The following is a 25119-nucleotide window of genomic DNA, read 5'->3' on the forward strand; positions in this document are numbered from 1 at the left end:
GAGTTCCCGACCCTGTGGCTCATCAGATCAGAGTTATCCCCATTGAATGGCGGTTGCGGCCCATGTATATCCAGTTCCTGCGCTAACAGCGACGACTAAATCCCCAGCATTAAGCTGCTTTTTCAGTTGTGCAATATGGAGGCCAATACAAGGATCAAGTGCAGACATATGCCCATAATGATCCAAATAGATGGATTGCTCTTCGGGTAGCCCTAACTGCTTCAGCAATTCCTGATGCATCGATTTTTTAGTGTGAAGAGGCAGCAATAAATCAATATCTTCCAACTTATAGCCGCTTTTTTGAACGGCTTTGTTTACTACCTTTACAAAGTTTGGAACACTCACCAAGTCTAACCTTTCTTTCATATCCTGCGGATCAGTCACATCTAAATAATGAAGTCTATTTTTAATAGAATTTCCTGAAGAATGAAGTACAGAACCTCCCGCTGGAATTTTTACATCATCGTGAAAGGAGCCATCCGTTATAATACTCGACCCTAATGGGCGGTTTTTCCCATTTCTTCCAATTAAGGCAGCCGCACCCCCATCTGCGAAATTAAACATAAATCTTGATCTATGATTCTCGTAATCTATAAGGTAAGATTCCTTACATCCTCCTACTAGTAGAATGTTCCGAATGGATTCATCAGACACCAACATATCCTTTGCAACCTTTAACGCTATTGGGAAACACGAGCTTACATTCATCAATTCAAACGCATAGGCATTTTTGGCTCCTAATTCGTGTTGAATTTTAGCAGCACATGGCCATACATCATAATCCTTAAAGGGACTGCCAAAATAAATAATCACATCAATCTCTAATGGATCAATCTTGGTTAAAATCGGCCGCGCCGCTTCAATCGCCATGTCTGAAGCATGCAGATTTGCGTTGGAAACATGTTTTTGATAAAGCCCGAATTTATTAATAATAACGTCTTCTGGAATACCGGTTTTCAGCTCTAAATCCTTTGCTGTTTCAATGTTTTCCGGAAAGAAAATACCGGTTGCTGTGATGCCAATGTTTTCAATCATGATGCCAGCTCCTTGTATATTGTTTTTTAATTAACGCTTTATCGATTTTTCCTGTTGCGTTTTTAGGTAAAGCGTTTACAAAATAAACGTCCTTTGGAACCTTGTATTTGGCCAAATACTGTCTACAATACTCTTGAATTTCTTTTTTCGTTAGGGTTGATCCTTCATGTAAAGCAATAATAGCGATTGGAATCTCTCCCCATCTGTCATCGGGAACTCCAATAACAGCTGTTTCCTGTACTTGCTTCAGTTTTGCGATGGCCTGCTCTATTTCAAGAGGATAAATATTTTCCCCGCCCGAAATAATCATTTCTTTTTTTCTACCAGCGATGTAGACAAAGCCATCTTGGTCTTTTTTTACTAAATCTCCGGTCAAAAACCACCCATCTTTAAATGAAGCTGCCGTTTCCTTTGGCAAATTCCAATATTTTTTAAAAACATTTGGCCCTTTTACCCAAAGTTCACCAACCTCATCTGGGGCAACGTCCCTATCTAAATGATCTACAACTCTTATCTCTGTAAACATCGCTGCTTTACCGATTGAACCTTTAGATTCTAAGTAATTATCCTTTGTTTGCAAAAACACGGTTGGAGACGTTTCCGTCATCCCGAAGCCTTGCCCAAACGGCAGGCCTTTATCAGTAAAAAATGAAATGAGTTCCAGCGGACATGGAGCGCCACCACTATAAAACCATCTGACAGATGTTAAATCGGTATGATTAAAATTAGGATCTTTTCGGATAGAATCATAAATAGTAGGAACACCCATTATAAGCGTTATCCGATATTGCTCAATCAGTTTTAAGACTCGCGAAGTGTCAAATTTGGAAGGAATAACGACGGTTCCACCCATAAATAATACCGGCAATGAAAAAAGCCCAATCCCGCCAATATGAAATAATGGGAGTAGTGTAAGGGTAACGTCGTTGGATGTAATATCTAAAGATAATTGATTGTTTAAAGCATTCCAAAACATATTTTCTTGTGTTAAAACGGCCCCCTTTGGTCGGCCAGTTGTCCCAGATGTATAACAGATGATGAAAGGTAAGCTGCCATCTACTTCCGGTAAGGAAGCTTCCTCACGTTGAGTTGTTTGGACTAGTTCCTGTAAAGACTTTACCCCCGCATCAAGCAACATAACGGAAGTGATCTTTGTTCTATCGAGAATATTTTTCCCCAAGTCTTCAAACTCTTTCCCGATTATGAATGCTGTCGTTTGACTGTCATTCATTTGAAAAGCTAATTCAGTTGCTGTTAAACGTGTATTTAATGGTACTATAATACTTCCAATCTTCGCAGCTGCAAATAAAATCATCACATATTCAATCCCATTGGGGAGTAGAAGACCCAGTCGATCGCCTTTTTTTAGCAATAATCTTTCCTGTAAGCACTGCGCAATTACATTAATGTTTTCTGACATTTGCTTGTACGTAACCCGATCATTTTCACCAATTAGGGCAAGTTTATTAGGGGCAAGTTGCGCTCTTTTCTCAATCCAATAATGGATACCCTCCAACTTTTTCACTCCTTTTTATTTCCAGTTATTCCATGGAAGATGATTCCCATCACATCCTCGAAAACAGGTTCAGGTACATCCGCATTGTCCCAATATACCCAGCGCATTCCGATAAATTGACTAATCCCCATCAAACTATAGGCAATCGTTTCGGGGTCAAGATCAATCAAACTATCATCATTTTTTGCGGCTTCCTTTAATTCTCTGATATAACCTTCAGCAAGTCTTTGATAATAGCTGCGGTATAAATTTTCATCTACGAGAAGAACTTGTTGCACAATACTATAAAGGTTGCGATGTTCTTTTACCCAAGAGAAAAATGTTCGAAATCCTATCCGAAGCACCTGCTGGTAATCTTTGACCCCGCCAATTTCGCCCTTTATTTTACTGCGAAAATCCTTACTCATTTGCGTAATCAATTCTTCAAAAATGGCATACTTTGATGGGAAGTAAATGTAAAAAGTTCCTTGGGCAACCGATGCTTCTTTCGTTATATCAACAATCGAAGCTTGAAAATAACCTGTTTCTCCAAAAACCTTCTCAGCAGCAACGAGCAGCTTCTGTCTTGTTTTATTGCCTCTTTTTGTAAGGGGTGCTTTTACTTTTTTATTGGCATTTTCCTCTGAATATGAAATATGAATCACCTCTCATATTTAGATTATTATGGATTGGCTAAAAAAATGTTTAAAAACATAAATAAGGTAATGGAAATTTTCCACTACCTTATTTAAACTTATACGAAAGGAATTTGAGGTGGAAGAAATCTTAAATGAATAAACGTAAGTGGATAGTCGATGGCTTGGGAAAGCTTATTTATCAATTTGGGCCGTAATACATAGATAGCTCTAAAAATGGGCGGAGTAAATTTTGTTCTTATAATTTGGAAGCTTCATTTTCATCACTGTAGATTACCTCCTAATAAATTAATATGTGGGAATAGCCGTTTCATCCGTTTTTTGTTATTAAAATATTATGCAATGTCGCAACAAAGAATTATTTTTTGTAGTATAATTTGTACTATTACAAATAATGAAATGTTAATAATCTAATAAAATTATAAAAAGGAGAGCTTTCATGAATACATATGCTAGTCAGAAAGACGGGGTTTTTCCATCAGTCTGCTCCCTTGATTGTCCGGATCAATGTGGACTACTTATCCATAAAAAGGATGGAAAAATAATTAAAGTGGAGGGAGATCCAAACCACCCTGTTACAAAAGGAAACATTTGCAATAAAGTACGAAATGTCGCTGAACGGCTGTATGATGAGAAGCGATTACAATACCCTTTGAAGTGTATTGGTAAAAAAGGAGAGGGAAAATTTGAAAGGATTAGCTGGGACGAAGCGATCCAAACGATCACTTCCCAATGGAAACAGCTTATCGAAACGGAAGGTCCTGAAAGTATCATTCCATACAGCTTCTACGGAAATATGGGAAATCTCAGTGCTGAAGGAATGGACCGTCGCTTCTTTAACAGGTTAGGTGCCACACAGCTTGATCGAACGATTTGCAGCACAGCTGGTGCAATGGGCTATAAATATACGATGGGCGGCAGCTTTGGAGTTGACCCCGTAGATACGATTCATGCAAAACTGTTCATCTTTTGGGGAATCAATGCAGTCAGCACGAATATGCACCAATGGGCAATAGCCCAAAAAGCCCGTAAAAATGGAGCCAAAATTGTAGTTATTGATGTCCATAAAAACCAAACTGGTAGAATGGCAGATTGGTTTATTCCGATTTTGCCAGGAACAGATACAGCGCTTGCCTTAGGAATGATGCACATCTTATTCGCAGAAAATCTGGTAGATGAAGCATTTTTACAGGAATATACAGTTGGTCATGGAGAGCTTCGGGACCATGTGGTTCAATATGATCCATCTACTGTTTCTAAAATTACTGGAGTTCCAGATGAGGATATTTACAAGCTTGCAAGGTTATATGCTGAAACCTCCCCTTCCTTTATTCGAATTGGAAATGGCATTCAGCACCATGATAATGGCGGCATGTGCGTTAGAACGATCGCCTGCCTCCCTGCTTTGACAGGCCAATGGCTGCATAAAGGTGGAGGTGCGATTAAATCTAATTCGAGTTATTTGGGATATAATGAAACATGGTTGCAAAGACCTGATTTATTAAAAAATAAGAATACCCGTATTATTAATATGAACGCCATTGGTGAGGCCCTGCTTTCATTGGAGAAACCGGTTAAATCTATGTACGTTTACCAAAGTAACCCAGCCGTTGTTGCACCATCTGGAAATAAAGTACGTACAGGACTTGAACGGGAAGATTTGTTTTTAGTCGTTCATGATTTATTTTTAACAGAAACGGCTAAATACGCAGATATTATCTTACCTGCTACCTCTTCCTATGAAAATACGGATTTTTATTGTTCCTATTGGCATAACCACGTCCAAATTCAGGAGCCGGTTATCGAAGCGTATGGTGAATCAAAATCAAACACAGATGTATTCAGGCTCTTGGCAAAAGAAATGGGCTTTGACGATCCCGCTCTTTTTGAAACAGACGTAGAACTTATTACAGGTGCGCTTGAAAATACGGGTAATCCTTATATTGAAGGCATTACGTATGAAATGTTGGTAGAAAAGAAATATGTGAAAGCAAACATGAAGCCATTATTCCCTGGTAAGCTGGAAACACCAAGCGGGAAAATCGAACTTTATTCACAAAAGATGGCCAATGCAGGGCTTCCACCATTGCCGACTTATATCCCATTATGTGATGACGGGGATTTTCCATTTCAATTTGTCCCGGCACCTAATCACAATTTCTTAAACTCTACTTTTTCTAACAATGAGAAACACGTAAGTTTGGAAAAAGAACCGAAATTGCACTTGAATATGCAAGACGCTTTGTTAAGAAATATCGAGGACGGGGATCTAGTCCGTGTTTGGAACGAGCGTGGAGAATGTGAGTTGAAAGTATCAGTAGGTGAAAATGTGCTGCCAGGGGTTGTTGCCACACAGGGATTGTGGAGCGACCGTCCTGGAACGAAGCATCACCTCAACTCTCTCACACCTGACCGCATCGCAGATATCGGCGGCGGAGCAACGTTCTTTTCAGGACGAGTGGATGTAGAGAAGGTAAAGTAGATATAAGCTAATTCATTTAATGAAAAAAGATTAGCAGTGTATGCTAATCTTTTTCATATTTTTATCCAGTAAAATCTTTAAGTTTGTCTGAAAAACTTAAGATATCATCAGATAGTTCTTGAACAAGAATATTACTTATATCCGAAACAAGTGATGCTTTTTCTGATTCATCGATTTCAAGTTTTTCTATTCTTGATTTTAATTTTTTTAATTCCATATCTTTTTTTTCAATAATCGCTTTATATTCATGCCCCATTTCATTCCAACTATCGTTAAGTAATTTAACTACAGATGATAGTTCATCTGCACTTCCAGCCAGACGGTTAAGCACTAAGAGATTTAATGCTAACACGTTCGGTATATTATTACTTGGGTATCTTAGTTGATGATCAATTTCACCATACCCTTCCTCGAAAATAGTCCTAACTTGTATTTCCGCAATTACATTTTGACGTGTTGGGGTAAAATTAACTAAATAATGAACGGAACGATAGCCTGACTCTCTTGATTTTATGGATAATCCCAAATTTTCATAGGGTTCTTTATTATCACCATCTCTTATATTGGCAACTATTTCGATCGTTTCCCAAGTTTCTTTAATAAAATTATGTATACTCTCCCAGTCCTCTTTAAATATATGGATAACACGTACACCAATCAAATCTGTTATTTCTCTTCTGTAATTGTCTACCGAAAATTGAAATTCTTTACCGTAGGTCCCCTGTCTATCAGAGGTTTTCCTAATAAGTTTAGCTACCAAGTGTTTTGGTTCTTTTACCCTTGATTTAACCGTATGAACATTTTTATGTTTTCGGAACACATCCGCAATATAGTTAGCTTGTGTTTCTAATTGGGGTTTCAGATTAAGATAGTCATTGTAAATAAGCATTAGGTTTTCCCAATCAATATTATTTTGATTTAAATAATCTTCTGTAAAATGATACTCATTTAAGAAAGTGCTTTTATCTAAATTCAATAAGGGTGCCTCCTTTATCCATTTGCATTCATTTTAACAATTATTTCAGTATCTGGAAATGAAATCTCTTTTTAAGTTTCGTCACAGAATTGTTGTTATTTTGACATAATTTCGTTATACTTTCTTTGATATTAAATAACTTTTAAATATAAAAAATATCTATGAAGAGCTTTTGTTATAGTATAAAAGAGACACGAAAAGGGGGACTTAAAAATGAAAAATCTCGTGGTTGTAGGTGGCGGTTACGGTGGTATGAGAATACTTGCCCGTTTTTTGCCTAATCAACTTCCTGATGACGTAAAAATTACACTAATTGATCGGAATCCTTATCATTGCTTGAAAACGGAATATTATGCTTTAGCTGCGGGGACTATTTCAGACCAAGATGTACGTGTGGCTTTTCCTGAACACCCAGGGCTGGACATTGCATATGGTGAAGTAAGAGGATTTGATTTAGAAGAAAAAAAGGTGCTTTTGAAAGACATGAAGCCGGTTCCTTATGATGATTTAATTATTGGATTGGGTTGTGAAGACAACTATCATAATGTACCTGGTGCAGCGGAGAACACCTACAGTATCCAATCCATCGAAAAATCACGTGAAACCTACAAGGTTCTGAATGATCTACCTCCCGGGTCGACCGTTAGCATTGTTGGTGCTGGATTAAGCGGTGTTGAGTTGGCTAGTGAACTTCGCGAAAGCCGTCTAGATTTGGACATTAAATTATTTGATCGTGGTAAACATATTTTATCTTCATATCCTGTTCGTTTAAGTAAGTATGTAGAAGAGTGGTTCAATACAAATGGCGTTGAAATTGTAAGTGAATCCAATATTACAAAAATTGAACCAAATTTACTGTACAATCATGATGAAGCTATTAACAGTGATGCTGTTGTCTGGACTGCAGGTGTTCAACCGAATATTATTGTTAGGGAAATGCCTGTAGAGAAGGACGGTCATGGTCGGATAGTAATTACACCACACCACAATATTCCAAATAATGAACATGTGTATGTAGTTGGTGACTGTGCAAGTCTACCCCATGCACCAAGTGCGCAATTGGCAGAAGGTCAGGCAGAACAAATCGTTGAGATCTTATTAAAGCGCTGGAATAACGAGGAATTACCGGAATCAATGCCAACAATCAAACTAAAAGGAATTCTTGGATCTCTAGGAAAAAAACATGGTTTTGGATTAGTAGCAGAACGCCCTGTTACAGGAAGATTTGCGCGCTTTATTAAATCTGGTATTCTTTGGTTGTATAAATATCATAATGCTTAAAGAGAAGAACATACAAGCTCCCTTTGTATGTTTTTTTTTCAAATTACTAGTAAAGCAATGTTTATGTTAAGATATGGGTACATAAAAATGTTTGCTATTCCAACATCAAAAGAGGGAATTATAATGAAAGTAAGAGACTTCATGATTACGAAAGTTTTTACGGTAAAACCTTCGAGTACGATCAAGGAACTGTTAGATATACTCAATTCCAATCGAATTGGAGGTGTACCTGTTGTTGATGATAAGGGGCATCTAGTAGGAATGGTATCAGATGGAGATGTATTGCGCTACCTATCTCCAAAGCGTCTTGGATTTGCTGGACTTATTTACATAATTGAGGATGGGGAATTAGAAAACGTATTACATGAAAAGTTGGATACATCTGTCAAAGAAATCATGACAAAAAGAAATATCCTCTCCGTATCACCTGAAGATGAGTTTGAAATGACAATGCGCTTATTATCTATACATAATTATAAAAAACTTCCGGTAGTTAATAGAGCTGGACGAGTCATTGGTGTTCTAAGCAGGGGTGACATTATTAATAATATATGGAAAAAAATTATTACATAAAATTAATAAGGAAGAAGGTGCCCCAAATATAACTTAGAGGGGCACCCTGTTATCAATAATCTTATAGATTTTTATTGTGCAGAACTGAAAAGTTTCTTTAATCTACGAGCGATTTCCTCATTGTCTGCCCTAACAACTTCTAGGAATTGTGGTTTATCAAACAATTGCTGAATTTGCTCTGGATATGTCTGCTCTATATTACATAATTCTATTGCTTCATTAAATTTAGCTGGATGTGCTGTAGATAATGTAACGCATACTTCATTAGGTATACTTGATTTTTCATAAGCAGCAACTCCACAAGATGTATGAGGATCAAGCAAATAATTTGTGTCTGCATAGTACGTCTTAATCGTTTGCAGACATTCTTCATTTCTCACGCCATGGGCTGCAAAATCCACTTGTACTTGACGAAGAAGCTCTTCACCCACAACAATTTTTCCTTCTGACTTGAATTGATCCATTAATTCACGTACAGCGCTTGGGTTTTCATCTAGCAAGTAGTATAGGTAACGCTCGAAGTTGCTCGCCACTTGTATATCCATTGACGGGCTATAAGTACCACGGAATTCACCTGGCTGGTACACTCCATCCTTGATAAAACGTTCTAATATATTGTTCTCATTTGTAGCAACGATAAGCTTACCTACTGGTAAACCCATTCTCTTCGCTAAATAACCGGCAAAAATATCACCGAAGTTTCCAGTTGGCACACTGAAGTTTAAATTCTTAATATCCTGCTCTTTTGCCACTTGGAAATACGCATAAAAATAATAAACTGTTTGTGCTAAAATACGAGCAAAGTTAATAGAATTAATAGCACGTAAATGATATTTTTCTTTGAACTCTAAATCCGCGAAAATTTCCTTGATAATTCTTTGACCATCATCAAACGTTCCTTCTATTGCTAAATTTAAAACCGTTGGATCATTGACAGTTGTCATTTGCAGTTCTTGAACCCTACTTACCTTTCCATGAGGATGCAAAATACAAATGCGAATTCCTTCTTTTCCTCTTACCCCTTCAATCGCAGATGCACCTGTATCGCCAGAAGTAGCACCAAGAATATTGATCGTTACTCCAGTTTTCTTAGCAATATAGGAATACAAATTCCCTAAAAATTGCAGCGCCACATCCTTAAATGCAAAGGTTGGACCATGGAATAATTCAAGCACATACATATTATCCTTAATCTTTTGAACAGGTGTCACCTCTGGATGACGGAACGTTCCATAGCTTTTATTAATTAATTCTTTAAGTTCATTTTCTGGAATTTCTCCATCAACATAATAGGAAATAATTTCGTATGCTAATTCCTGATAAGACAGCTTGGACATAGACTGCAGCTTTTCTGCAGGAATGTGTGGGATTTGTTCCGGAACTAGAAGCCCGCCGTCGGTTGCAAGTCCCATTAAAACTGTATCAATAAAACCAATTTCATTTACATTGCCACGTGTACTAATGTATTTCATAATATCCTCCAACAAAAAAATAAAATATACTACTATCCTTACCTAGAATTAGCTTGGAGTCAATAAGGAATTCGAAAAAATTAGACAACTTTTTTATTTAAATGTTATCCTTTGGGATTTTGAATAGAATTTTTCACTTCTTGAATATCGGTATCACTATAATTTCCGGTGCCATGTCCGCTCGATGTTTTGACCAGCCATTCTTTTACTTCATTATAGGACAAGCCTGAGTTCTCATTTTGACTTTTTACTTCATTAATATTGGTCCCCACAATTGTAAAGGCATCCTGACTATTTTTCACAATAATATACCTCCCATTCTGTTTTTCTTTATTTTCTATCAAAAAAAGATATTTATTAGGTTTTAATATAGAAAGTAATGGGAATTGTATATTTGAATCTAGTCCTAATTGTTCGTTACATACAGTAATGAGAAATGTTATGAATAAATGATAATTAACCATTAGGATCAATTTTAATTCATTTAATGTAATAATCCATTTTTTTAAAATTATTATAAATTTTAGGATGAAATTAAGTATTATTGTTGACAAGGAATTAAAAATATATAATAATAAATACTGTATTATAATTATTATAAATAACTAATTATTGGTTATTTAATAAGTTTTGGACATTTGTCTAAAACAACATATTGTTTACAAAAAAATATTAGGAGGAATTTTATTATGTCTTTAATTGGAAAAGAAGTACAACCATTCAAAGCTCAAGCATTTCATAACGGAGAGTTCATCGAAGTAACTGAACAAAATTTCAAAGGAAAATGGAGTGTAGTTTGTTTCTACCCTGCTGACTTTACTTTTGTATGTCCTACTGAACTTGAAGATCTTCAAAATAACTATGCAACTTTAAAGGAACTTGGTGTTGAAGTATATTCTGTATCAACAGATACACATTTCACTCATAAAGCTTGGCATGATACTTCAGATACTATTAAGAAAATCGAGTATATTATGATTGGTGACCCTTCACACCAAATTAGCCGCAACTTTGATGTATTAATTGAAGAAGATGGTCTTGCTGACCGTGGTACTTTCATTATCGATCCAGACGGTGTTGTTCAAGCACTTGAAATTAATGCTGGTGGCATTGGTCGTGATGCTAATACGATTGTTAGCAAAATTAAAGCTGCTCAATATGTTCGTAATAATCCAGGCGAGGTTTGCCCTGCAAAATGGCAAGAAGGCTCTCAAACACTTAAGCCAAGCCTTGATCTTGTAGGTAAAATCTAATTCAATGCATAATTCCGAAAGTCACTCTACTAATTTTACATAATGTAGAGTGACTTTTTTATGATTTTACATATTATTAATTATTAGGGCCCTTTCTCAATCATATTTATTGACAATAGTTTAGAAATATATAATAATAAATTTATAATTATAATTATTATAAATAACTAATAATTATTGTTACTAACTTCTGAGGAGTTTCTTGAATATATTATGGGAGGAGTGCATTTAAATGATTTTAGATGCCGATATAAAAGCGCAATTAGAACAATATCTTCAATTAATGGAGGGAGAAATTCTACTTAAAGTTAGCGTAGGTTCTGACGACGTATCGAAAGATATGTTAGCTTTAATGGAAGAACTATCCTCTATGTCATCTAGAATTAAAATCGAACACACTCAATTAGAAAGAACACCGAGCTTTAGTGTTAATAGAATTGGTGAAGATACGGGTATTACTTTTGCCGGGATCCCTCTTGGTCACGAATTCACTTCCTTAGTGTTGGCTCTATTACAGGTCAGCGGTCGAGCTCCAAAAGTTGATCAAAAAGTCATTGAGCAAATTAAAAATATTAAAGGCGAATATCGCTTCGAAACATTTGTTAGCCTAAGCTGCCACAATTGTCCCGACGTTGTCCAAGCATTGAATATCATGAGTGTACTAAACCCGAATATTTCACATACAATGATCGATGGTGCGGCCTATAAAGAAGAGGCTGAAAGCAGAAACATCCTGGCCGTACCAACGGTGTTCCTAAATGGGGAAAACTTCGGAGGCGGACGTATGTCTCTTGAAGAAATTCTAGCTAAGCTTGGCTCTGCACCCGATGCATCTGAATTTGCTGACAAAGAGCCATTTGATGTTCTTGTTGTCGGTGGCGGTCCTGCAGGAGCAAGTGCAGCCATCTATGCAGCACGTAAAGGTATTCGTACAGGCATTGTTGCAGAGCGTTTTGGCGGTCAAATTATGGATACATTAGGAATTGAAAACTTTATAAGTGTTAAGCACACAGAAGGCCCTAAGCTTGCAGCAAGTCTTGAGGAGCACGTAAAAGAATATAATGTTGATATCATGAATTTACAGCGTGCGAAGCGTTTAGAAAAGAAAGACCTTATTGAGGTTGAACTGGAGAACGGTGCTGTTCTAAAGAGCAAAACGGTCATCCTTTCAACTGGGGCCCGTTGGCGTAATGTCGGCGTACCGGGCGAAACGGAATATAAGAACAAAGGCGTAGCTTACTGCCCTCACTGTGACGGTCCATTGTTCGAAGGTAAAGATGTGGCTGTTATTGGTGGAGGTAATTCTGGTATTGAAGCAGCCATTGACCTTGCAGGTATTGTTAAGCATGTAACAGTTCTAGAGTTTATGCCAGAGCTAAAAGCTGATTCCGTTTTACAAGAACGATTAACTAGCCTTCCGAACGTAACTGTTCTTAAGAATGTCCAAACAAAGGAAATTACAGGAACAGATAAAGTCAATGGTATCACCTATATTGAACGTGACACAGGGGTTGAAAAGCATATTGAATTAGCTGGAGTATTCGTACAGATTGGTCTTGTACCAAATACAGATTGGCTAGAAGGAACTGTTGAACGTAATCGTATGGGTGAAATCATCGTTGATAATCGTGGTGCAACAAACATCCCTGGTGTTTTTGCTGCTGGTGACTGCACAACAAATCCATATAAGCAGATTGTTATTTCAATGGGATCAGGTGCTACAGCGGCTTTAGGGGCATTTGATTATTTAATTCGAAATTAATTAAATTAATTGGAACTTTGCGAAAGTCACTTTGGGACACAGGGTCGGGTAGAGTGACCCAATGGGGACGGAGAACCCGACCCCGTGGCTCACCCCACCCACTACTCTCTGTTTTCTATAACATCTAACACCGCTTCTTCGATTTCCTGGTAGCACGTGCACCGACATATATTGGAAGAGAGCCATTCTTTGATCACATCATAAGTTGGTTGAGGATGCTTTTGCAGTAATGCATGGCAATTCATAATAAACCCGGGCGTGCAATAACCACATTGGAAAGCAAAGTGTTTAACAAATGCTTTTTGAATGGGTGTATCATGTAAACCCTCTATTGTCGTGATTTTTGCGTCAATGGCCTCAATTGCCAGCATAATACAGGATTTATATACCGTATCATTGACAATAACGGAGCAAGCACCACAGTCACCATTAAGACAGCCTGGTTTAGATCCAGTTAATGAAAGCTGATTTCGAAGTACACTAAGAAGCGTATCTGCCGGACGGAAATCGACTTGGCGGACTTCTCCGTTGATTTCTATGGGAACACTTATTTTTGTGTACGGCTTTTGAATCACTACTTCCCCTCCATTTCCACAATGATTTTTCTTAAAGTATTTTTTAAGACAAATAGTCGGTACTCCTTCGAACCTTCGATATCATCAAGAACTGGTGCTGGCAAATACTCCAGCCCCTTAGCAATTCTTTCCTCAAGCTGCAAGCCTGATTGATTTATCGCTTCCTCCATTTCCTTTGAACGAAAAGGAAACCGGCATAACCCGCTATAAGCAAAGCGTAACTCATTTTCAACTTTAATAGCGGCAATTGTTATTAAAGGATAGCCAGTCTCCCATTGTTGCCGTATCTTAATACTTTTAAATGGCAGATTGATATATTTCTTTTCCGTGTGAAGCTGGATGAGAAACTGCCCTTCTTGAAGCTGAAAGGAGCGATGAAAAATTTCCCCTATCGGAATTGCCTTTACCCCGTCGTTACCGAGAACGATAACCTTACTTTCACAAAGTAGAAATGGGAGTACAGCTTCACGGTAATAAATTTTTCCGCATAAATTTCCACCAAGTGTAATTTTATTTCTTGCTGTATGGTCAGCTATACCCATTGAAGTTTGGCTTAGCAATGGAAATAAATTTTTTTCTTCAATAAAGGTTAGCGGAAGGACCACGCCAGTAATTAATGAATCATTCTTGAACTCAAATATATGACATTCTACAATACCTTTGATATCAATAAAGGATTTTGCTTCAATCCTATTTAGGCGCCCAAGAGTCAATATTTCTGTACCCCCTGAGTAATAAAGAGGCTGTTTATTTTTTTCCTTTAAAGCAAAAAAGAGCTCCACAGCTTCCTTCATAGTTGCGGGCTTGTAGTACTCAATATTACCCGTCAGCATTTGTCTTCACCACCTTCCTTAATCTTCCAAAGCAACTCTGGAATGATTGGGAGAAAATTAATGTGGGCTGATAATGCCGTAGATAAAGAGTTTCCAAGAGCAGCCGGCATTCCGATGAGCCCGTGCTCGCCGATCCCTCTGGCCCCGTAAGGAGCATCGACGTGTGGGGTCTTAATAAATGCAACCTCATAGTTTGGGTGCTCTCCAAACCTGATCGGACGATATGTTCGTAATTGTGGATTAAGAACCCGACCATGTGGATCAAAATGAAAGGTTTCTCGCCCCGCGAATGACAACCCCATGCTCATTGCGCCTTTGACCTGGCCGGTTGCCCCTTTTATATTGAGTACCTGCCCGATATCAAAAACAGAGACAGCCTTAATTATTTTATACGTATAGTCTTTCGTATCCAGTTCAATTTCCACGCCTTGGGCACCAACCGTCCACTCAGGTCCTGGTTTCCCGGCTCCCGTTTCCTTGTCCAGATAGGTGATCCCCCTTGTCATATGATTGCCCCTACCGAGAATTTGTCCGCCTATGGAATTTCCATTTGGATAAGTATAGCCATAGGCAATATCTTTAATGGGAATAAAGGTACTCGAATCAGCCTTTAAAAAAACCTTTCCATAACCTACCTCTAATTCCTCTTCTGATGCACGTAGAATCATCGCGGCAATCGTTTTTAACTGTCTAATTACATCGTTTGCTGCTTCCAGTACCGCTCTTCCCGCCATAAACGTTCCTCTACTTGCGACTGTTTTCCAATGTTCCGGCGTATTTAATGTATCGACAGTAAATTGAACATGGATATCATTGATGTCCATTTTTAGTTTTTCAGCCAATATTTGTGCAAGGACCGTTTTTGTTCCTGTTCCAATTTCAACAACACCAGAAATCAAATTGATACTACCGTCATAATTAAAAAGCAAAATGACGCCGGAGCTGGCGTTGGGGTCAATGGTTGAATTTTTCCAGACGCAGGAAATTCCTTTCGCTCGAACTCTATAATCATCAAGTGTAATGACCTGGCCCTCCTCCCAATTGATCAACTCTTTTAATTTACTTATGCATTTCGGTAAATTACCAACCGTACTGGAATCCAAGACAACCTGAGTAGGAGTCTGATTCCCCGGCAAAATCGCATTTTTACTCCTAAGCTCCAAGGGATCGATATTTATTTTTTTCGCAAGGACATCCATTGTTCTTTCAAAGACAAAATGAACCTCGGAATGGCTGAATCCTCTAAAGGGAGCCGCATATGGATGATTTGTATACATACAATAGGAATTACACCAAATATGCTCAATATTGTAAGGACCTGTACAATCAACTGCTCCAGCCCGGCTTAAATCAATCGATTTATCTGAATATGCACCGCCATCCCAAAGGTAATGCAGTTCAGCAACCTTTAGAATTCCATCCTTTGTCGAGCCAAGCCTTACCGTTGCTTCCAGTCCAATGTGACCTGGTGAAGTAAGCATATCCTCTTCGCGCCTGTTCAAAATTTTTACCATTCTACCATTAACCGCTTTGCTAGCCAAATAGGCTAATATTTCGAGTTGCACAGATGCTTTCCCACCATAGGCTCCACCAACAAGCGGCGTATTCACAGTAATATTTCCTATAGGTATATTAAAATATTGACCAATTAATCGCTTAATCATAAATGGAGCTTGTGAGGAGGATATGATTTCAACAGTTCCATCTTTGTGTATTTGCGCAATTGAACATCTCGTTTCCATTGCCGCATGATCGGAAGGTCTGAAGGCGAATTTCTCCTCTACAATCACTTCACTTTCTTCCCAGCCCTTTTCGCGGTCCCCTTTTCGAATCTTCGTCAAAGTTGCAATATTTGTGCCCGGTACAGGGTAAACCCCTTGGATTTTTTCATATTCCTCTATTCGCGGATGAAGGAGCGGTGCATCGGACTTCAATGCTTCGGAAGGGGAATTAACTACAGGAAGCGGTTCATATTGAACCTGAATAGCATGGACCCCTTGCTCTGCTTGATACGGTGTATCCGCTACAACAATAGCCACTACCTCACCATGGAAACGAACCCGCTCTGTCGCAATCGGTGGCCGGTCCCGCATTTCCTCCCCTGTAAGTGGCAAATTTCCTCCCGTGACAATGGCCCTGACACCGGGGAGTTTTTCAGCCTTCGTTACATCTAAGCCCTTAATAAGGGCATGAGCATAAGGACTAATTAAAAGATGTCCGTGAAGCGATTCTTTTATAAAATAATCACCAGTATACTTTGCATTTCCGGTCACTTTTTCAAAAGATTCTTTACGAATTACTCCCTTTCCAAGGATATGCAATTTGCTTCACCCCTTTTCAAAGCCTCTTCATACTCTTCCATCGTATCAATATCAAAAAACAGCCTTTCATTTTCGTAGGGTAGGACTCTTCCATTAAGAACTGAATTACCTGTTAGCAATTTCTTAGCGCCATTATCTCCCTTTAATTGTTGTAAAAGCGGGAATAACTGTTTCCCAATAAGAAATGGTGGTCTAATAATATTGTTAAAGCTTGACGCGACATAGTCTACTTTTTCCTGTCGGAATATGTTTATTAGACTATTAATCATTTCGAAATGAATAAAGGGCTGATCAGCTAATAAAATGACCACTCCAGCGACGTCAGTGGTATGGGAAGATTGTATTCCAAAATTAAGTGAATAAGAGAGCCCTAGATGGGAATTGGGACATTGGATCGCGGTGATTTTTTCAGTGAAATAAGGTTTTAATGCTTTAAGCGTCCATTCTTCATCAGGGAAAACCACGATAATATGGTCAAGCTCGGAATGCAACGCAGTTCGAAGGGCGTAGCTCCCTAAGGGGTGGTTTCCTAATGGAAGGACAAGTTTATTTTGACCCATCCTTGAACCCCGACCTGCCGCCAAATAGATACCTACAATAGAGCGATGATTTGCTGTCATTTCAAATGGCTCTGCCGAAATATTTGAATGATTTCCGCCATAATCGAAACAGCAATTTCCTCACTGCCTTTTGCCCCAATAGACAGACCAATTGGATAATAAAGATTGTTTTTATACTCTTTTCCTTTTAATAACCGCTTTGTTCTTGTCTCAGAACCTAATATTCCAATATAACGAACATCATAGTTTATTATGTTTTTCAGAAACTCTTCATCTTTTGAAAAATTATGACTCATAATAACAACGAAATCATTTTTTGAAAGAGTGATTTGATCCATAATTTTTTGTGGGTATCCCCCAATATAGTATTGGTTGGCAGAAGGGAAATGATATTCATTGCAAAGGCCAGGTCTCCAATCACAAAGCTTTAGAAAGAAACCGATTTTGGCAGCTAATGTAACAAGCGGCTTTGCATCTTCCCCTGCGCCGAATATGAGAAGAACTGGAGGTGGTGTAAATAAGTTAGTATATTTGAAGCCTTCCTGGATGCGGGTAATATTAGTTTTTTCAATAATTTCTTGTCCGTGATCAATCTCAAATGAATAGGATTTTAAAGTGGAATCGTTCGAAAATTCCTTTTCATGCAGTACAGTTTTCCCGTTTTCTAATGAATTTTTTAAAAATAAAAGCTCCTTTCTTAGCTTTTCATCGATTGGTTCCAAAAGAATGGTGAGGACCCCATTGCAGCCTATACCCTGCCCCCATCCAATGTCATCAATACTTCTTAAATCATACGTGACTGTTTGTGGACGTTTTGACAAGAATAACTCTTTGCACCTTATAACGAGGTCTTCCTCTAAGCATCCCGGTGAAATCATCCCTACCGTTTGACCACTTTCCGATATCAGCATCAATGTACCTTCCTTTAGGTACGCTGATCCATCAACATTAATAATCGTTGCAATGATCCACTTTTCTGTTGAATTTTGAACGACTTCCAAAATCCTCAAAAGGTTTTGCATATTTTTCAACTCCACAGGGAAACTTGGTCCTGTTTCCAAAATAATTTACCTCTCCGGTTAAGATTTATGAAGCTATTATGGAAAAAATGCCCTTATTTAATAAGAAGGACAGGTTTATACATCAAAAAACTCGTTAGAAAACAAGCCCCATATATATTTTTTTTAAAAATATGGTCGCAACATCCGACTAAACGACGAATAACATAGATTGGGAGGGTGTAACGATTATGAAAATAAACGATGAATTAGAAAAGGATCAACAAATCATTTTAACAATTCAGCGTGAAATTGCGATCGTTACAGCCGTGTTATTATTAACTGGGCAAATAACCATTATTGGAGTTTTTGTTACGCCGGGAGGATTTCGGGCTTCCTTAGGGGGACCCCTAACAGGGGCGAGTAGAATAGAAAGTAAAACGGGCAGTCAAACTGTGAATTTAATTATCGATATCATTGATATCGTTCTCGCGCTTTTATTAATAGGCGATGAACTCCGTGTAACAGGTAGCTTTATTGCACCGGGATCATTTACTATTAATGTAGGAGGTCCAATATTTGGTGTTCCTATGCCTGAGCCAAACCTTCCTACAATGAAAAATGAATATCGTTTTTTTCAAAGAATCGTCGATCGACACTTTCATGTGGACCCTAATTTAGTTGAAAAATTGACAAAGTGAGTGATATATAATGGCGTTAACGGATATTCCAACTCTACAACCATCAAAGGGAAGCATTTTTCTAATTGCACTTCCGTTGGTAATCTTTATATTTTTCTTTGTAAAATCGAAAAAAGAGGATGCAATATGACTACAATCTAAAAAGTCATGGGACGAAGCACCTTAGATTTTGTGATAAATATTTCACTTCGGACTGAAGACGCACTCAATACCTAAATTCAGTCCGAAGACAGATCAACAACTTGGAAATAAGGCTTTAGCCCACTTATTGATATAGTTGATCACTATTTCCTGCAATCGGATTTTGATAATTCACCATATATTGCTGGATTTGCGATTGATTTTCCGGGATAACCTGATACATAGATCCAATTTTAGCGATGTCAGTAGGGTTTGCATTTTCAACCGGATAATAGCCTTTTGATGCCATATACTGCCACATGTCATAGGCATGAGCGCAACTCATCATAAATGCTGTTTGACAGAATGAACGAACTTCTGGATTAACCATCTCCATTGCTGCCCAAGCATATTCACGCCCTGCTCTTTTTAACGTTAAAAGGTAGGCCGTAGCCATTTCGCGGTCATTCATATTCTCGATCATCGTTCTTGGCTGAACGGCTGGAGCCGGTGCCACGATTTGCATGTAGGAATCAGGGACTTGTCTATCTTCTTTTAACAAGGGGAGCTCCCGCTTCGCACCCTCTGTCTTATTTAAAAATTCAACCTTCATGTTATAGTCCCGTACATGGAATGGAAAATGTCTTTCAAGAATTTGCTTAAATTCAGGGCACTGTACATGATGCAGCATATATCCCATATTCGTGATGGAGTTAACACAACTCATTGTTAATTCATTTAAATCATGCAATTCGTGTGCAGCTAATTTCATTTTTAATCCTCCAGTAGGTAATTTAAGATACCCCCTTATATTGTTTAAAATTGGAACAAATTATACTATGAATAAGCTTGTCCACTTAATATATAAACAGCTCAACAACAAACACAGCTAGACACGAAAGAATAGAAACCTTAATCAAACTACCGCCCAAATAGGCTAATATAATAGCAACAACAAATCCAATTAAGGCTGACCACTGGGATACAGTTGCATTCAATATAGCTGGAAAAATCATGACCGCCAGTGTTACATAGGGTACATAATACAAAAATGATTTAATAAACGTATTTTTGATTTCTTTCCTAATCAGTGTTAACGGCAGTACCCTGATGATATAGGTCACCGTGGCCATCATTAAAATGTATAATACAACGCTAGCCTTCATGTATAGCCTCCTCTTTTACAGGAAACAATGCTGCCGCAATCCCTGCTATTACTATAGTTAACACAATAATTTTCACTCCAGAAGATATGGTGTGAAATACTGGAAGTTTTGCAAACAGTAGACTTGCCACCATCGACACCAAGATAACTCCGGATAGCAATTTGTTCCCTTTTGACGGTGGAATGATAACCGCGATCAACATCCCATAGAGTGCAATGCTTAATGCACTGGTTGCTCTTGAAGGTAAAATATTCCCTGAAACTACGCCCAGAAATGTACCCAAAACCCATCCTGGCATCGCTACACTAACTAAGCCGTATACATAATAAGGACTTAGCTTCCCTCTAACGGCCATTGACGCACCAAATACTTCATCTGTTATTCCGTATGCCATTAGCAATCTATGGAACAACGACGTATTCGAATCAATTTTTTGCGACAAGGCGAAAGACATGAGAATATATCTCGAATTTATGATGAGCTGTGTGACAGCAATTTCCACCATCGTTGCCATTGCAGCAATCAAGGTAAGACCAGCAAATTGGCCAGCAGAAGTTAAATTGGTTGCCGACATGAAAATAGCTTCATACGGATTTAACCCTGCTTGTTTAGCAATAATTCCAAACGTAAAAGAAACTGCCAAATAGCCTAGCGCAATTGGAATGCCGTCCTTAACACCCCTTTTCCATTCTTTAATATTCGAAGTCATCAAAATATCCTCCAAATCATCAAATCTACCAAATTGTTCTGATTTTATCACATAGTTTGACAATAAGTAAAATTAATATATATGATTAATGCATTAGAGTTACTTATGTAAATAACGGAGGTTTAGTTCGGATGAAACACTATGAAGCTTTTATGAAGGTAATTGAAAAAGGAAGCTTTACAAAAGCAGCTGAAGAATTAGGATATACACAATCAGCAGTTAGCCAATTGATCCAAACCCTAGAGGATGAGCTTTCGACAACACTATTATTCCGTTCCAGAAAAGGGGTCAGCCTAACACCTGATGGCGAACAGTTTCTACCATATATTACGAACGTAAGTAATGCCTATTGGGAGCTTTTGGAGAAGAAAAAAGAAATGCAAGGGCTTGAAGGCGGGCTCATTCGCATTGGAACTTTCTCAAGTGTTTCCTGTAATTGGCTGCCTCGGTTAATCAAAGACTTTAAAGTGATCTATCCATCTGTTCACTTTCAATTGCAGCAAGGGGAATACACAAGTATTGTTAAAAGTATCAAGGATGGCAGTGTCGATTTTGGATTCGTCAATCCTGATGCTGTTACGGACCTACCAACAGTTCCTTTAAAAGACGACGAAATGCTGGCTGTGCTACCATGCAATCATCCACTGGCGTCCCGAGAAAATGTCACTTTAGAAGAATTATCACACGAGCCATTTATCCTTTTGGACGAAGGCGAATTAAGCGAGCCCCTCGAAATCTTTAAACAAAATGAATTGCAGCCGAATACCCAATACCGGGTCCACGACGACTATACAATTATGTCTATGGTCGAAAACGGTCTTGGCATTTCCATCTTACCCGAATTGGTCCTTAATCGAGTCAGTTACGAATTAGTGAAGAAGAAAATCTCTCCGCCAATCATCCGAACGATTGGAATTGCGTATAAAAATAAAAAAATCCTGCCACTTTCCAGCAGGTATTTTATTGATTTTATGATTGAGAGGTTTGCTTAAATCGAAAAAGCGTTGCTAATTACCCTGCGATTAGCGACGCTTTTTTATCACTCAATCTCTTTCTCTTGCCCTCTGTGAATCTCGAATATTCTTTTGGACCGTAATCGCAGCAAATAAACTAAGGACGAACGCCATCCCATAAAATCCCTTTTCGCTTAAAACCAAACTTCCTGCATTGTATAAACCGATGGCCATCAATGATATTGATACAATAAGTGCAACCCAACTGATTCCATAATAAATACCCGTAACTGGGATCCCCTCGTCTTTATCTCTTACCGCTTTTTGTAAAGATACCGCTGAATAAAGTCCAAATATTAAAATTGCAAAGTAATAACCTTTCTCGTTCAGTTGCATCGTCGAGTTAAATAAACCGATGAGATAGGCCGAAACACCTACTAACAGTGCTCCCCAAGAAGCGCCTTTAAAGGCTGAAGTGGGTTCTCCTTCTTTCCTTTCAAGCTTCATCTTTTTTAATTCATTTTGTTTTTCTTTATCTAATACAACCTCATTATCATTAGACATCGATGATTTCTCCTCCTTTATTTACATATTAAAAATGGAGCACTGCAGATATCTGTAGTACTCCTACTTAAATTTATTATACGGGAAACTTTTACAAAAAATAGATAAATTTTTTCCAAATTTTAAATTAAGGGTTCTAAATCACATGGCGGCACAGGGGCCGAGCCATGATTTAAATACTGTTTACCGATTCAGCAAATCTTTTTCCAAATTCCTTGCACCGTTCTTCATCGTTTTCATCCGGATACTGTTCCACCTTCAAGCTTTCCAATGCTATTATTCCGCCATTTTCTTCAATCATTTTTTCTATGATGTCAACCGCCCCACAAAAGTCATCATAAGATGTATCACCCGAACCGAATACAGCAAATTTTTTGCCTGTGAAATCTAATCCACGTATTCCGTCACAAAAATCAAGGAATTCGTCTGGGATTTCTCCATCCCCCCATGTGTAGGAACCCAGTATAACTGTTTCGTAGTCGTTGATCTCATGTGCATCAACCTCAAGCGCATCCTTTCGTATTATATCAAAACCACTCTCTGTAATACCTTCCTCCACCAATCCAGCAATTGTCTCAGTATTTCCAGTCATACTACAATAAACCATCAGGATCTTTTCCATTCTAACCACCCCTAGTATAGATAGTAGAAATGTTATTTTCTAAATTAATTATATAATAACGATTATCATTATCAATTTGATAGAAATCAATTTTTAAATATATTTCATTACTGATTTAAAAACAAGGCTCTTATCTAAGATATTTTGCCTTTTGCTACCTTTTTTAAGGTTCGTTCTAATAAATAGACGGAAACATTCCGCCAATTTGATTTTAAACCGCAAAATTGGGCGACTTTTCTTTGAATAACAGGAAAACCTCCGCTTATTTAATCCGAAATGAGCTCCATTTTGCAAATAACCGGAAAACTATTTGTTACCCTTCCAAGGGGGTGCCAGCTTTTTCGTAGTGTAGCTCTAATTCTAAATGAATAAACCTCTGCTTTTCTTCCATAAAGAACAAAGTTTACGAAAACAGCCAAAAACAAAAAACAATACCTCCGAATACAGAATAGTCCTTTGTATTCGGAGGTATTGCTTCATTATTGTCGCTTTTCAACCACTACGTCTACTTGAGTGGCCCATGATTAATCTTTGTTAACTCCTCATTCACTTCAAAAATTTTAGCGTTAACAGGATCAATGCCAAAGCCTTTTAACCTTTCCGTATGCATGTTCAAATATTTTTGGGCTGCTTCCTTTGTCTCAAACAAATAAATGCCGCCGGCTTCTTTAGCATCACTGTTCTCAGTCCAAATTTTCCACAAAAAGCCTTCTTCTTCATTAATGCTCTTCGCTAGACCAGCAAAACCTTCAGCCATCTCTTGACCAAATGGTCCCTCCATTTTAAAATCAACCTGCAAAATAACTGCCATTTCTAACACTCCTTATTTTTGTTTAAAGTATTGTAGGAAAATCTTATTTAATTCTTTTCAATTCCCGTAGCTCTGTTTCTTGTTCAAGGGAGCGCAGAGCTAAGGATTCAAGAATTTTATCCTGCCGTTCTTGTCCTTCTTTAAGAGATGAAAGTTCGCCACGCATAAGATGCATGTCCATTGAAAGATTTTCCAATTTGGCGTCAGATTCTTCTTGGCGATGGTGAATAGCTTTGGTTAATTGTGTATTCTCTTCTAATTGAGATTTGATACTTTGATTATCTTCTTTAAGACCTTTTATATCCTCTTTCATGCCTTTAATTTCATTCATTAATTCCTTAAACATTTGTTCCGTATTCATCTTTTTTCTCCCTTCAAAAATATTTTTGTCTAATCCGTTCGAATTCCGTCAATATTTACTTCATTGTAACACGAAAAAACTTTAAACAAATACATGGGATTTTAGAACATTGTTCATATGAAATTGTTTCGTAACTTCTTTATTTTGAAAATGGTTTGGAATAAGGTCTGTTTCGGATGGTATTAGTGGAATTTAGAGTGGAGATCGTGTTTGTTATTTAAATTTCGACAAATATCTAATAAATCCTGCTTTTAATTCATTAAATAAAATAATAAACGCTAATTCCTAAATAGAACTAGCGTTTAAGTCTTAAGTAAAGTTAAACAAACCGTGAACCTATCATTGATATCGAAATATAAGTGTTACTCATGCAGCAAGCTCATTCAGAGCAATCCTTCGACACACAGAAATGACCACTTATGGCTGCTTCGTTCCCGACCTGACCAATCTGATGGGTATCTGTTGCGAGGACTCCGAAGGTCAACACCGCTTACATAAGGCAAACCTTACACTGTCATACAGCAGAAAAGGAATTCAGCCTCGCTAAAGCGGATTGCGAATTACAGGGCACCGCTAGCTCCCCGCCTACCACGGTATGGAATTATTATCTAAATATAATTATGTCGTTAGAAAAGTTGAGTCCCACCTATGCCTTATCCCAAATTGTTTTATAAACCCGCTCTCGCAGGTGGGTTTCCGCAGTTTGACCTGTCTGCGATCCTGAAATACAGGCATGGCATCAGTCAATTCATATTGGAATCCCGAAAAAATAGTACGGTTTTAAACAAGAATGAGTCACGTACAATGCAGGATAATTTTTGCGATATTGTGTATCTTTCG

The 25119-nt window shown here is 37.9% G+C and carries 25 protein-coding genes and 2 other RNA genes; 7 read left to right on the top strand and 20 right to left on the bottom strand.

Annotated elements, in window-relative coordinates:
* Nucleotides 1–33 precede the first annotated feature (33 nt).
* The 3 genes from BAZO_RS12865 to BAZO_RS12875 are packed head-to-tail and all read right to left on the bottom strand — an operon-like array spanning nt 34 to nt 3195.
* Complete coding sequence (locus BAZO_RS12865) at nt 34–1035, bottom strand: 3-oxoacyl-ACP synthase (protein ID WP_003332004.1); 1002 nt, start codon at nt 1033–1035, stop codon at nt 34–36.
* Entirely contained in the window at nt 1028–2551 is a 1524-nt protein-coding gene (gene menE / locus BAZO_RS12870) for an o-succinylbenzoate--CoA ligase (protein ID WP_003332005.1), read from the bottom strand. The genes BAZO_RS12865 and menE overlap by 8 nt, the downstream gene beginning before the upstream one ends.
* A gap of 5 nt (nt 2552–2556) precedes the next feature.
* The gene (locus tag BAZO_RS12875) at nt 2557–3195 is read right to left on the bottom strand and encodes a TetR/AcrR family transcriptional regulator (RefSeq protein ID WP_003332006.1); all 639 of its coding nucleotides are present in this window, start codon (nt 3193–3195) and stop codon (nt 2557–2559) included.
* Nucleotides 3196–3625: 430 nt separating this feature from the next.
* Between BAZO_RS12875 and BAZO_RS12880 the strand changes: the two genes are divergently transcribed.
* Nucleotides 3626–5668, top strand: coding sequence for a molybdopterin oxidoreductase family protein (locus BAZO_RS12880; RefSeq protein WP_003332007.1), 2043 nt, complete (start codon nt 3626–3628; stop codon nt 5666–5668).
* 61 nt (nt 5669–5729) lie between these two features.
* On the opposite strand, the gene BAZO_RS12885 is transcribed toward BAZO_RS12880, so the two are convergent.
* On the bottom strand, nt 5730–6644 hold the full coding sequence (locus BAZO_RS12885; protein ID WP_003332009.1) for a RelA/SpoT domain-containing protein: 915 nt from the start codon (nt 6642–6644) through the stop codon (nt 5730–5732).
* A 213-nt stretch (nt 6645–6857) separates the two neighbouring features.
* Here BAZO_RS12885 and BAZO_RS12890 point away from each other — a divergent pair, with 213 nt between their 5' ends.
* Together BAZO_RS12890 and BAZO_RS12895 are read left to right on the top strand one after the other, a co-directional pair.
* On the top strand, nt 6858–7925 hold the full coding sequence (locus BAZO_RS12890; RefSeq protein ID WP_003332010.1) for an NAD(P)/FAD-dependent oxidoreductase: 1068 nt from the start codon (nt 6858–6860) through the stop codon (nt 7923–7925).
* A 123-nt stretch (nt 7926–8048) separates the two neighbouring features.
* Nucleotides 8049–8498, top strand: a complete 450-nt coding sequence (locus tag BAZO_RS12895) for a CBS domain-containing protein (RefSeq protein WP_039957531.1) — start codon at nt 8049–8051, stop codon at nt 8496–8498.
* A 71-nt stretch (nt 8499–8569) separates the two neighbouring features.
* On the opposite strand, the gene thrC is transcribed toward BAZO_RS12895, so the two are convergent.
* Complete coding sequence (gene thrC, locus BAZO_RS12900) at nt 8570–9970, bottom strand: threonine synthase (protein WP_003332012.1); 1401 nt, start codon at nt 9968–9970, stop codon at nt 8570–8572.
* A gap of 104 nt (nt 9971–10074) precedes the next feature.
* Nucleotides 10075–10272 carry a hypothetical protein gene (locus BAZO_RS12905; RefSeq protein ID WP_003332013.1) on the bottom strand — a complete coding sequence of 66 codons (198 nt, stop codon included), beginning with the start codon at nt 10270–10272 and terminating at the stop codon, nt 10075–10077.
* 387 nt (nt 10273–10659) lie between these two features.
* Between BAZO_RS12905 and ahpC the strand changes: the two genes are divergently transcribed.
* Nucleotides 10660–11223, top strand: a complete 564-nt coding sequence (ahpC, locus tag BAZO_RS12910; RefSeq protein ID WP_003332014.1) for an alkyl hydroperoxide reductase subunit C — start codon at nt 10660–10662, stop codon at nt 11221–11223.
* A gap of 232 nt (nt 11224–11455) precedes the next feature.
* Nucleotides 11456–12985 (top strand): alkyl hydroperoxide reductase subunit F, encoded by a 1530-nt coding sequence (gene ahpF, locus BAZO_RS12915; protein WP_003332015.1) that lies wholly within the window; start codon nt 11456–11458, stop codon nt 12983–12985.
* A 101-nt stretch (nt 12986–13086) separates the two neighbouring features.
* On the opposite strand, the gene BAZO_RS12920 is transcribed toward ahpF, so the two are convergent.
* From BAZO_RS12920 to BAZO_RS12940, 5 genes are read right to left on the bottom strand one after another with little or no spacing between them, the layout of a single operon-like run.
* Nucleotides 13087–13560 (bottom strand): (2Fe-2S)-binding protein, encoded by a 474-nt coding sequence (locus tag BAZO_RS12920; RefSeq protein WP_003332016.1) that lies wholly within the window; start codon nt 13558–13560, stop codon nt 13087–13089.
* Nucleotides 13560–14393 (bottom strand): FAD binding domain-containing protein, encoded by an 834-nt coding sequence (locus BAZO_RS12925; protein ID WP_003332017.1) that lies wholly within the window; start codon nt 14391–14393, stop codon nt 13560–13562. Before BAZO_RS12925 ends, BAZO_RS12920 begins: the two co-directional genes overlap by 1 nt.
* Nucleotides 14387–16714, bottom strand: coding sequence for a xanthine dehydrogenase family protein molybdopterin-binding subunit (locus BAZO_RS12930; protein ID WP_003332018.1), 2328 nt, complete (start codon nt 16712–16714; stop codon nt 14387–14389). Before BAZO_RS12930 ends, BAZO_RS12925 begins: the two co-directional genes overlap by 7 nt.
* Complete coding sequence (locus tag BAZO_RS12935; RefSeq protein WP_003332019.1) at nt 16690–17334, bottom strand: NTP transferase domain-containing protein; 645 nt, start codon at nt 17332–17334, stop codon at nt 16690–16692. Before BAZO_RS12935 ends, BAZO_RS12930 begins: the two co-directional genes overlap by 25 nt.
* The gene (locus tag BAZO_RS12940) at nt 17331–18296 is read right to left on the bottom strand and encodes an XdhC family protein (protein WP_039957547.1); all 966 of its coding nucleotides are present in this window, start codon (nt 18294–18296) and stop codon (nt 17331–17333) included. The genes BAZO_RS12935 and BAZO_RS12940 overlap by 4 nt, the downstream gene beginning before the upstream one ends.
* Before the next feature lie 227 nt (nt 18297–18523).
* Between BAZO_RS12940 and BAZO_RS12945 the strand changes: the two genes are divergently transcribed.
* Nucleotides 18524–18973, top strand: a complete 450-nt coding sequence (locus tag BAZO_RS12945; protein ID WP_003332021.1) for a hypothetical protein — start codon at nt 18524–18526, stop codon at nt 18971–18973.
* Nucleotides 18974–19238: 265 nt separating this feature from the next.
* On the opposite strand, the gene BAZO_RS12950 is transcribed toward BAZO_RS12945, so the two are convergent.
* The 3 genes from BAZO_RS12950 to BAZO_RS12960 form a co-directional block, all read right to left on the bottom strand.
* A complete protein-coding gene (locus tag BAZO_RS12950; RefSeq protein ID WP_003332023.1) occupies nt 19239–19865 on the bottom strand; it encodes a spore coat protein in 627 nt (208 codons plus the stop codon).
* An 85-nt stretch (nt 19866–19950) separates the two neighbouring features.
* Entirely contained in the window at nt 19951–20259 is a 309-nt protein-coding gene (locus BAZO_RS12955) for an AzlD domain-containing protein (RefSeq protein WP_003332024.1), read from the bottom strand.
* Entirely contained in the window at nt 20249–20968 is a 720-nt protein-coding gene (locus BAZO_RS12960; protein WP_003332025.1) for an AzlC family ABC transporter permease, read from the bottom strand. The genes BAZO_RS12955 and BAZO_RS12960 overlap by 11 nt, the downstream gene beginning before the upstream one ends.
* A gap of 131 nt (nt 20969–21099) precedes the next feature.
* Here BAZO_RS12960 and BAZO_RS12965 point away from each other — a divergent pair, with 131 nt between their 5' ends.
* A complete protein-coding gene (locus BAZO_RS12965; RefSeq protein ID WP_003332026.1) occupies nt 21100–21960 on the top strand; it encodes a LysR family transcriptional regulator in 861 nt (286 codons plus the stop codon).
* A gap of 51 nt (nt 21961–22011) precedes the next feature.
* Here the strand turns inward: BAZO_RS12965 and yiaA are convergent, their stop codons facing one another.
* The 6 genes from yiaA to ssrS form a co-directional block, all read right to left on the bottom strand.
* A complete protein-coding gene (yiaA, locus tag BAZO_RS12970; RefSeq protein ID WP_003332028.1) occupies nt 22012–22485 on the bottom strand; it encodes an inner membrane protein YiaA in 474 nt (157 codons plus the stop codon).
* A gap of 172 nt (nt 22486–22657) precedes the next feature.
* Nucleotides 22658–23107, bottom strand: a complete 450-nt coding sequence (locus BAZO_RS12975) for a flavodoxin (RefSeq protein ID WP_003332029.1) — start codon at nt 23105–23107, stop codon at nt 22658–22660.
* A gap of 505 nt (nt 23108–23612) precedes the next feature.
* Nucleotides 23613–23918 (bottom strand): monooxygenase, encoded by a 306-nt coding sequence (locus tag BAZO_RS12980; RefSeq protein WP_003332030.1) that lies wholly within the window; start codon nt 23916–23918, stop codon nt 23613–23615.
* A gap of 43 nt (nt 23919–23961) precedes the next feature.
* A complete protein-coding gene (locus tag BAZO_RS12985; protein WP_003332031.1) occupies nt 23962–24279 on the bottom strand; it encodes a hypothetical protein in 318 nt (105 codons plus the stop codon).
* 328 nt (nt 24280–24607) lie between these two features.
* Nucleotides 24608–24873: signal recognition particle sRNA large type (ffs, locus tag BAZO_RS21800), an RNA gene on the bottom strand.
* A gap of 41 nt (nt 24874–24914) precedes the next feature.
* A non-coding RNA gene (gene ssrS, locus BAZO_RS21805) (6S RNA) lies at nt 24915–25095 on the bottom strand.
* Between the last annotated feature and the right edge of the window lie 24 nt (nt 25096–25119).

Source organism: Schinkia azotoformans LMG 9581, from assembly GCF_000307855.1.
Lineage (GTDB): Bacteria > Bacillota > Bacilli > Bacillales > Bacillaceae_J > Schinkia > Schinkia azotoformans.

Excerpts from the sequence above, each read along its gene's own strand:
- BAZO_RS12865 (WP_003332004.1), bottom strand. The coding sequence starts at position 1,035 with ATGATTGAAAACATTGGCATCACAGCAACCGGTATTTTCTTTCCGGAA.
- BAZO_RS12880 (WP_003332007.1), top strand. The coding sequence starts at position 3,626 with ATGAATACATATGCTAGTCAGAAAGACGGGGTTTTTCCATCAGTCTGC.
- BAZO_RS12890 (WP_003332010.1), top strand. The coding sequence starts at position 6,858 with ATGAAAAATCTCGTGGTTGTAGGTGGCGGTTACGGTGGTATGAGAATA.
- BAZO_RS12895 (WP_039957531.1), top strand. The coding sequence starts at position 8,049 with ATGAAAGTAAGAGACTTCATGATTACGAAAGTTTTTACGGTAAAACCT.
- thrC (WP_003332012.1), bottom strand. The coding sequence starts at position 9,970 with ATGAAATACATTAGTACACGTGGCAATGTAAATGAAATTGGTTTTATT.
- ahpC (WP_003332014.1), top strand. The coding sequence starts at position 10,660 with ATGTCTTTAATTGGAAAAGAAGTACAACCATTCAAAGCTCAAGCATTT.
- ahpF (WP_003332015.1), top strand. The coding sequence starts at position 11,456 with ATGATTTTAGATGCCGATATAAAAGCGCAATTAGAACAATATCTTCAA.
- BAZO_RS12925 (WP_003332017.1), bottom strand. The coding sequence starts at position 14,393 with ATGCTGACGGGTAATATTGAGTACTACAAGCCCGCAACTATGAAGGAA.
- BAZO_RS12935 (WP_003332019.1), bottom strand. The coding sequence starts at position 17,334 with ATGACAGCAAATCATCGCTCTATTGTAGGTATCTATTTGGCGGCAGGT.
- BAZO_RS12940 (WP_039957547.1), bottom strand. The coding sequence starts at position 18,296 with ATGCAAAACCTTTTGAGGATTTTGGAAGTCGTTCAAAATTCAACAGAA.
- BAZO_RS12945 (WP_003332021.1), top strand. The coding sequence starts at position 18,524 with ATGAAAATAAACGATGAATTAGAAAAGGATCAACAAATCATTTTAACA.
- BAZO_RS12950 (WP_003332023.1), bottom strand. The coding sequence starts at position 19,865 with ATGAAATTAGCTGCACACGAATTGCATGATTTAAATGAATTAACAATG.
- BAZO_RS12955 (WP_003332024.1), bottom strand. The coding sequence starts at position 20,259 with ATGAAGGCTAGCGTTGTATTATACATTTTAATGATGGCCACGGTGACC.
- BAZO_RS12960 (WP_003332025.1), bottom strand. The coding sequence starts at position 20,968 with ATGACTTCGAATATTAAAGAATGGAAAAGGGGTGTTAAGGACGGCATT.
- BAZO_RS12965 (WP_003332026.1), top strand. The coding sequence starts at position 21,100 with ATGAAACACTATGAAGCTTTTATGAAGGTAATTGAAAAAGGAAGCTTT.
- yiaA (WP_003332028.1), bottom strand. The coding sequence starts at position 22,485 with ATGTCTAATGATAATGAGGTTGTATTAGATAAAGAAAAACAAAATGAA.
- BAZO_RS12975 (WP_003332029.1), bottom strand. The coding sequence starts at position 23,107 with ATGGAAAAGATCCTGATGGTTTATTGTAGTATGACTGGAAATACTGAG.
- BAZO_RS12980 (WP_003332030.1), bottom strand. The coding sequence starts at position 23,918 with ATGGCAGTTATTTTGCAGGTTGATTTTAAAATGGAGGGACCATTTGGT.
- BAZO_RS12985 (WP_003332031.1), bottom strand. The coding sequence starts at position 24,279 with ATGAATACGGAACAAATGTTTAAGGAATTAATGAATGAAATTAAAGGC.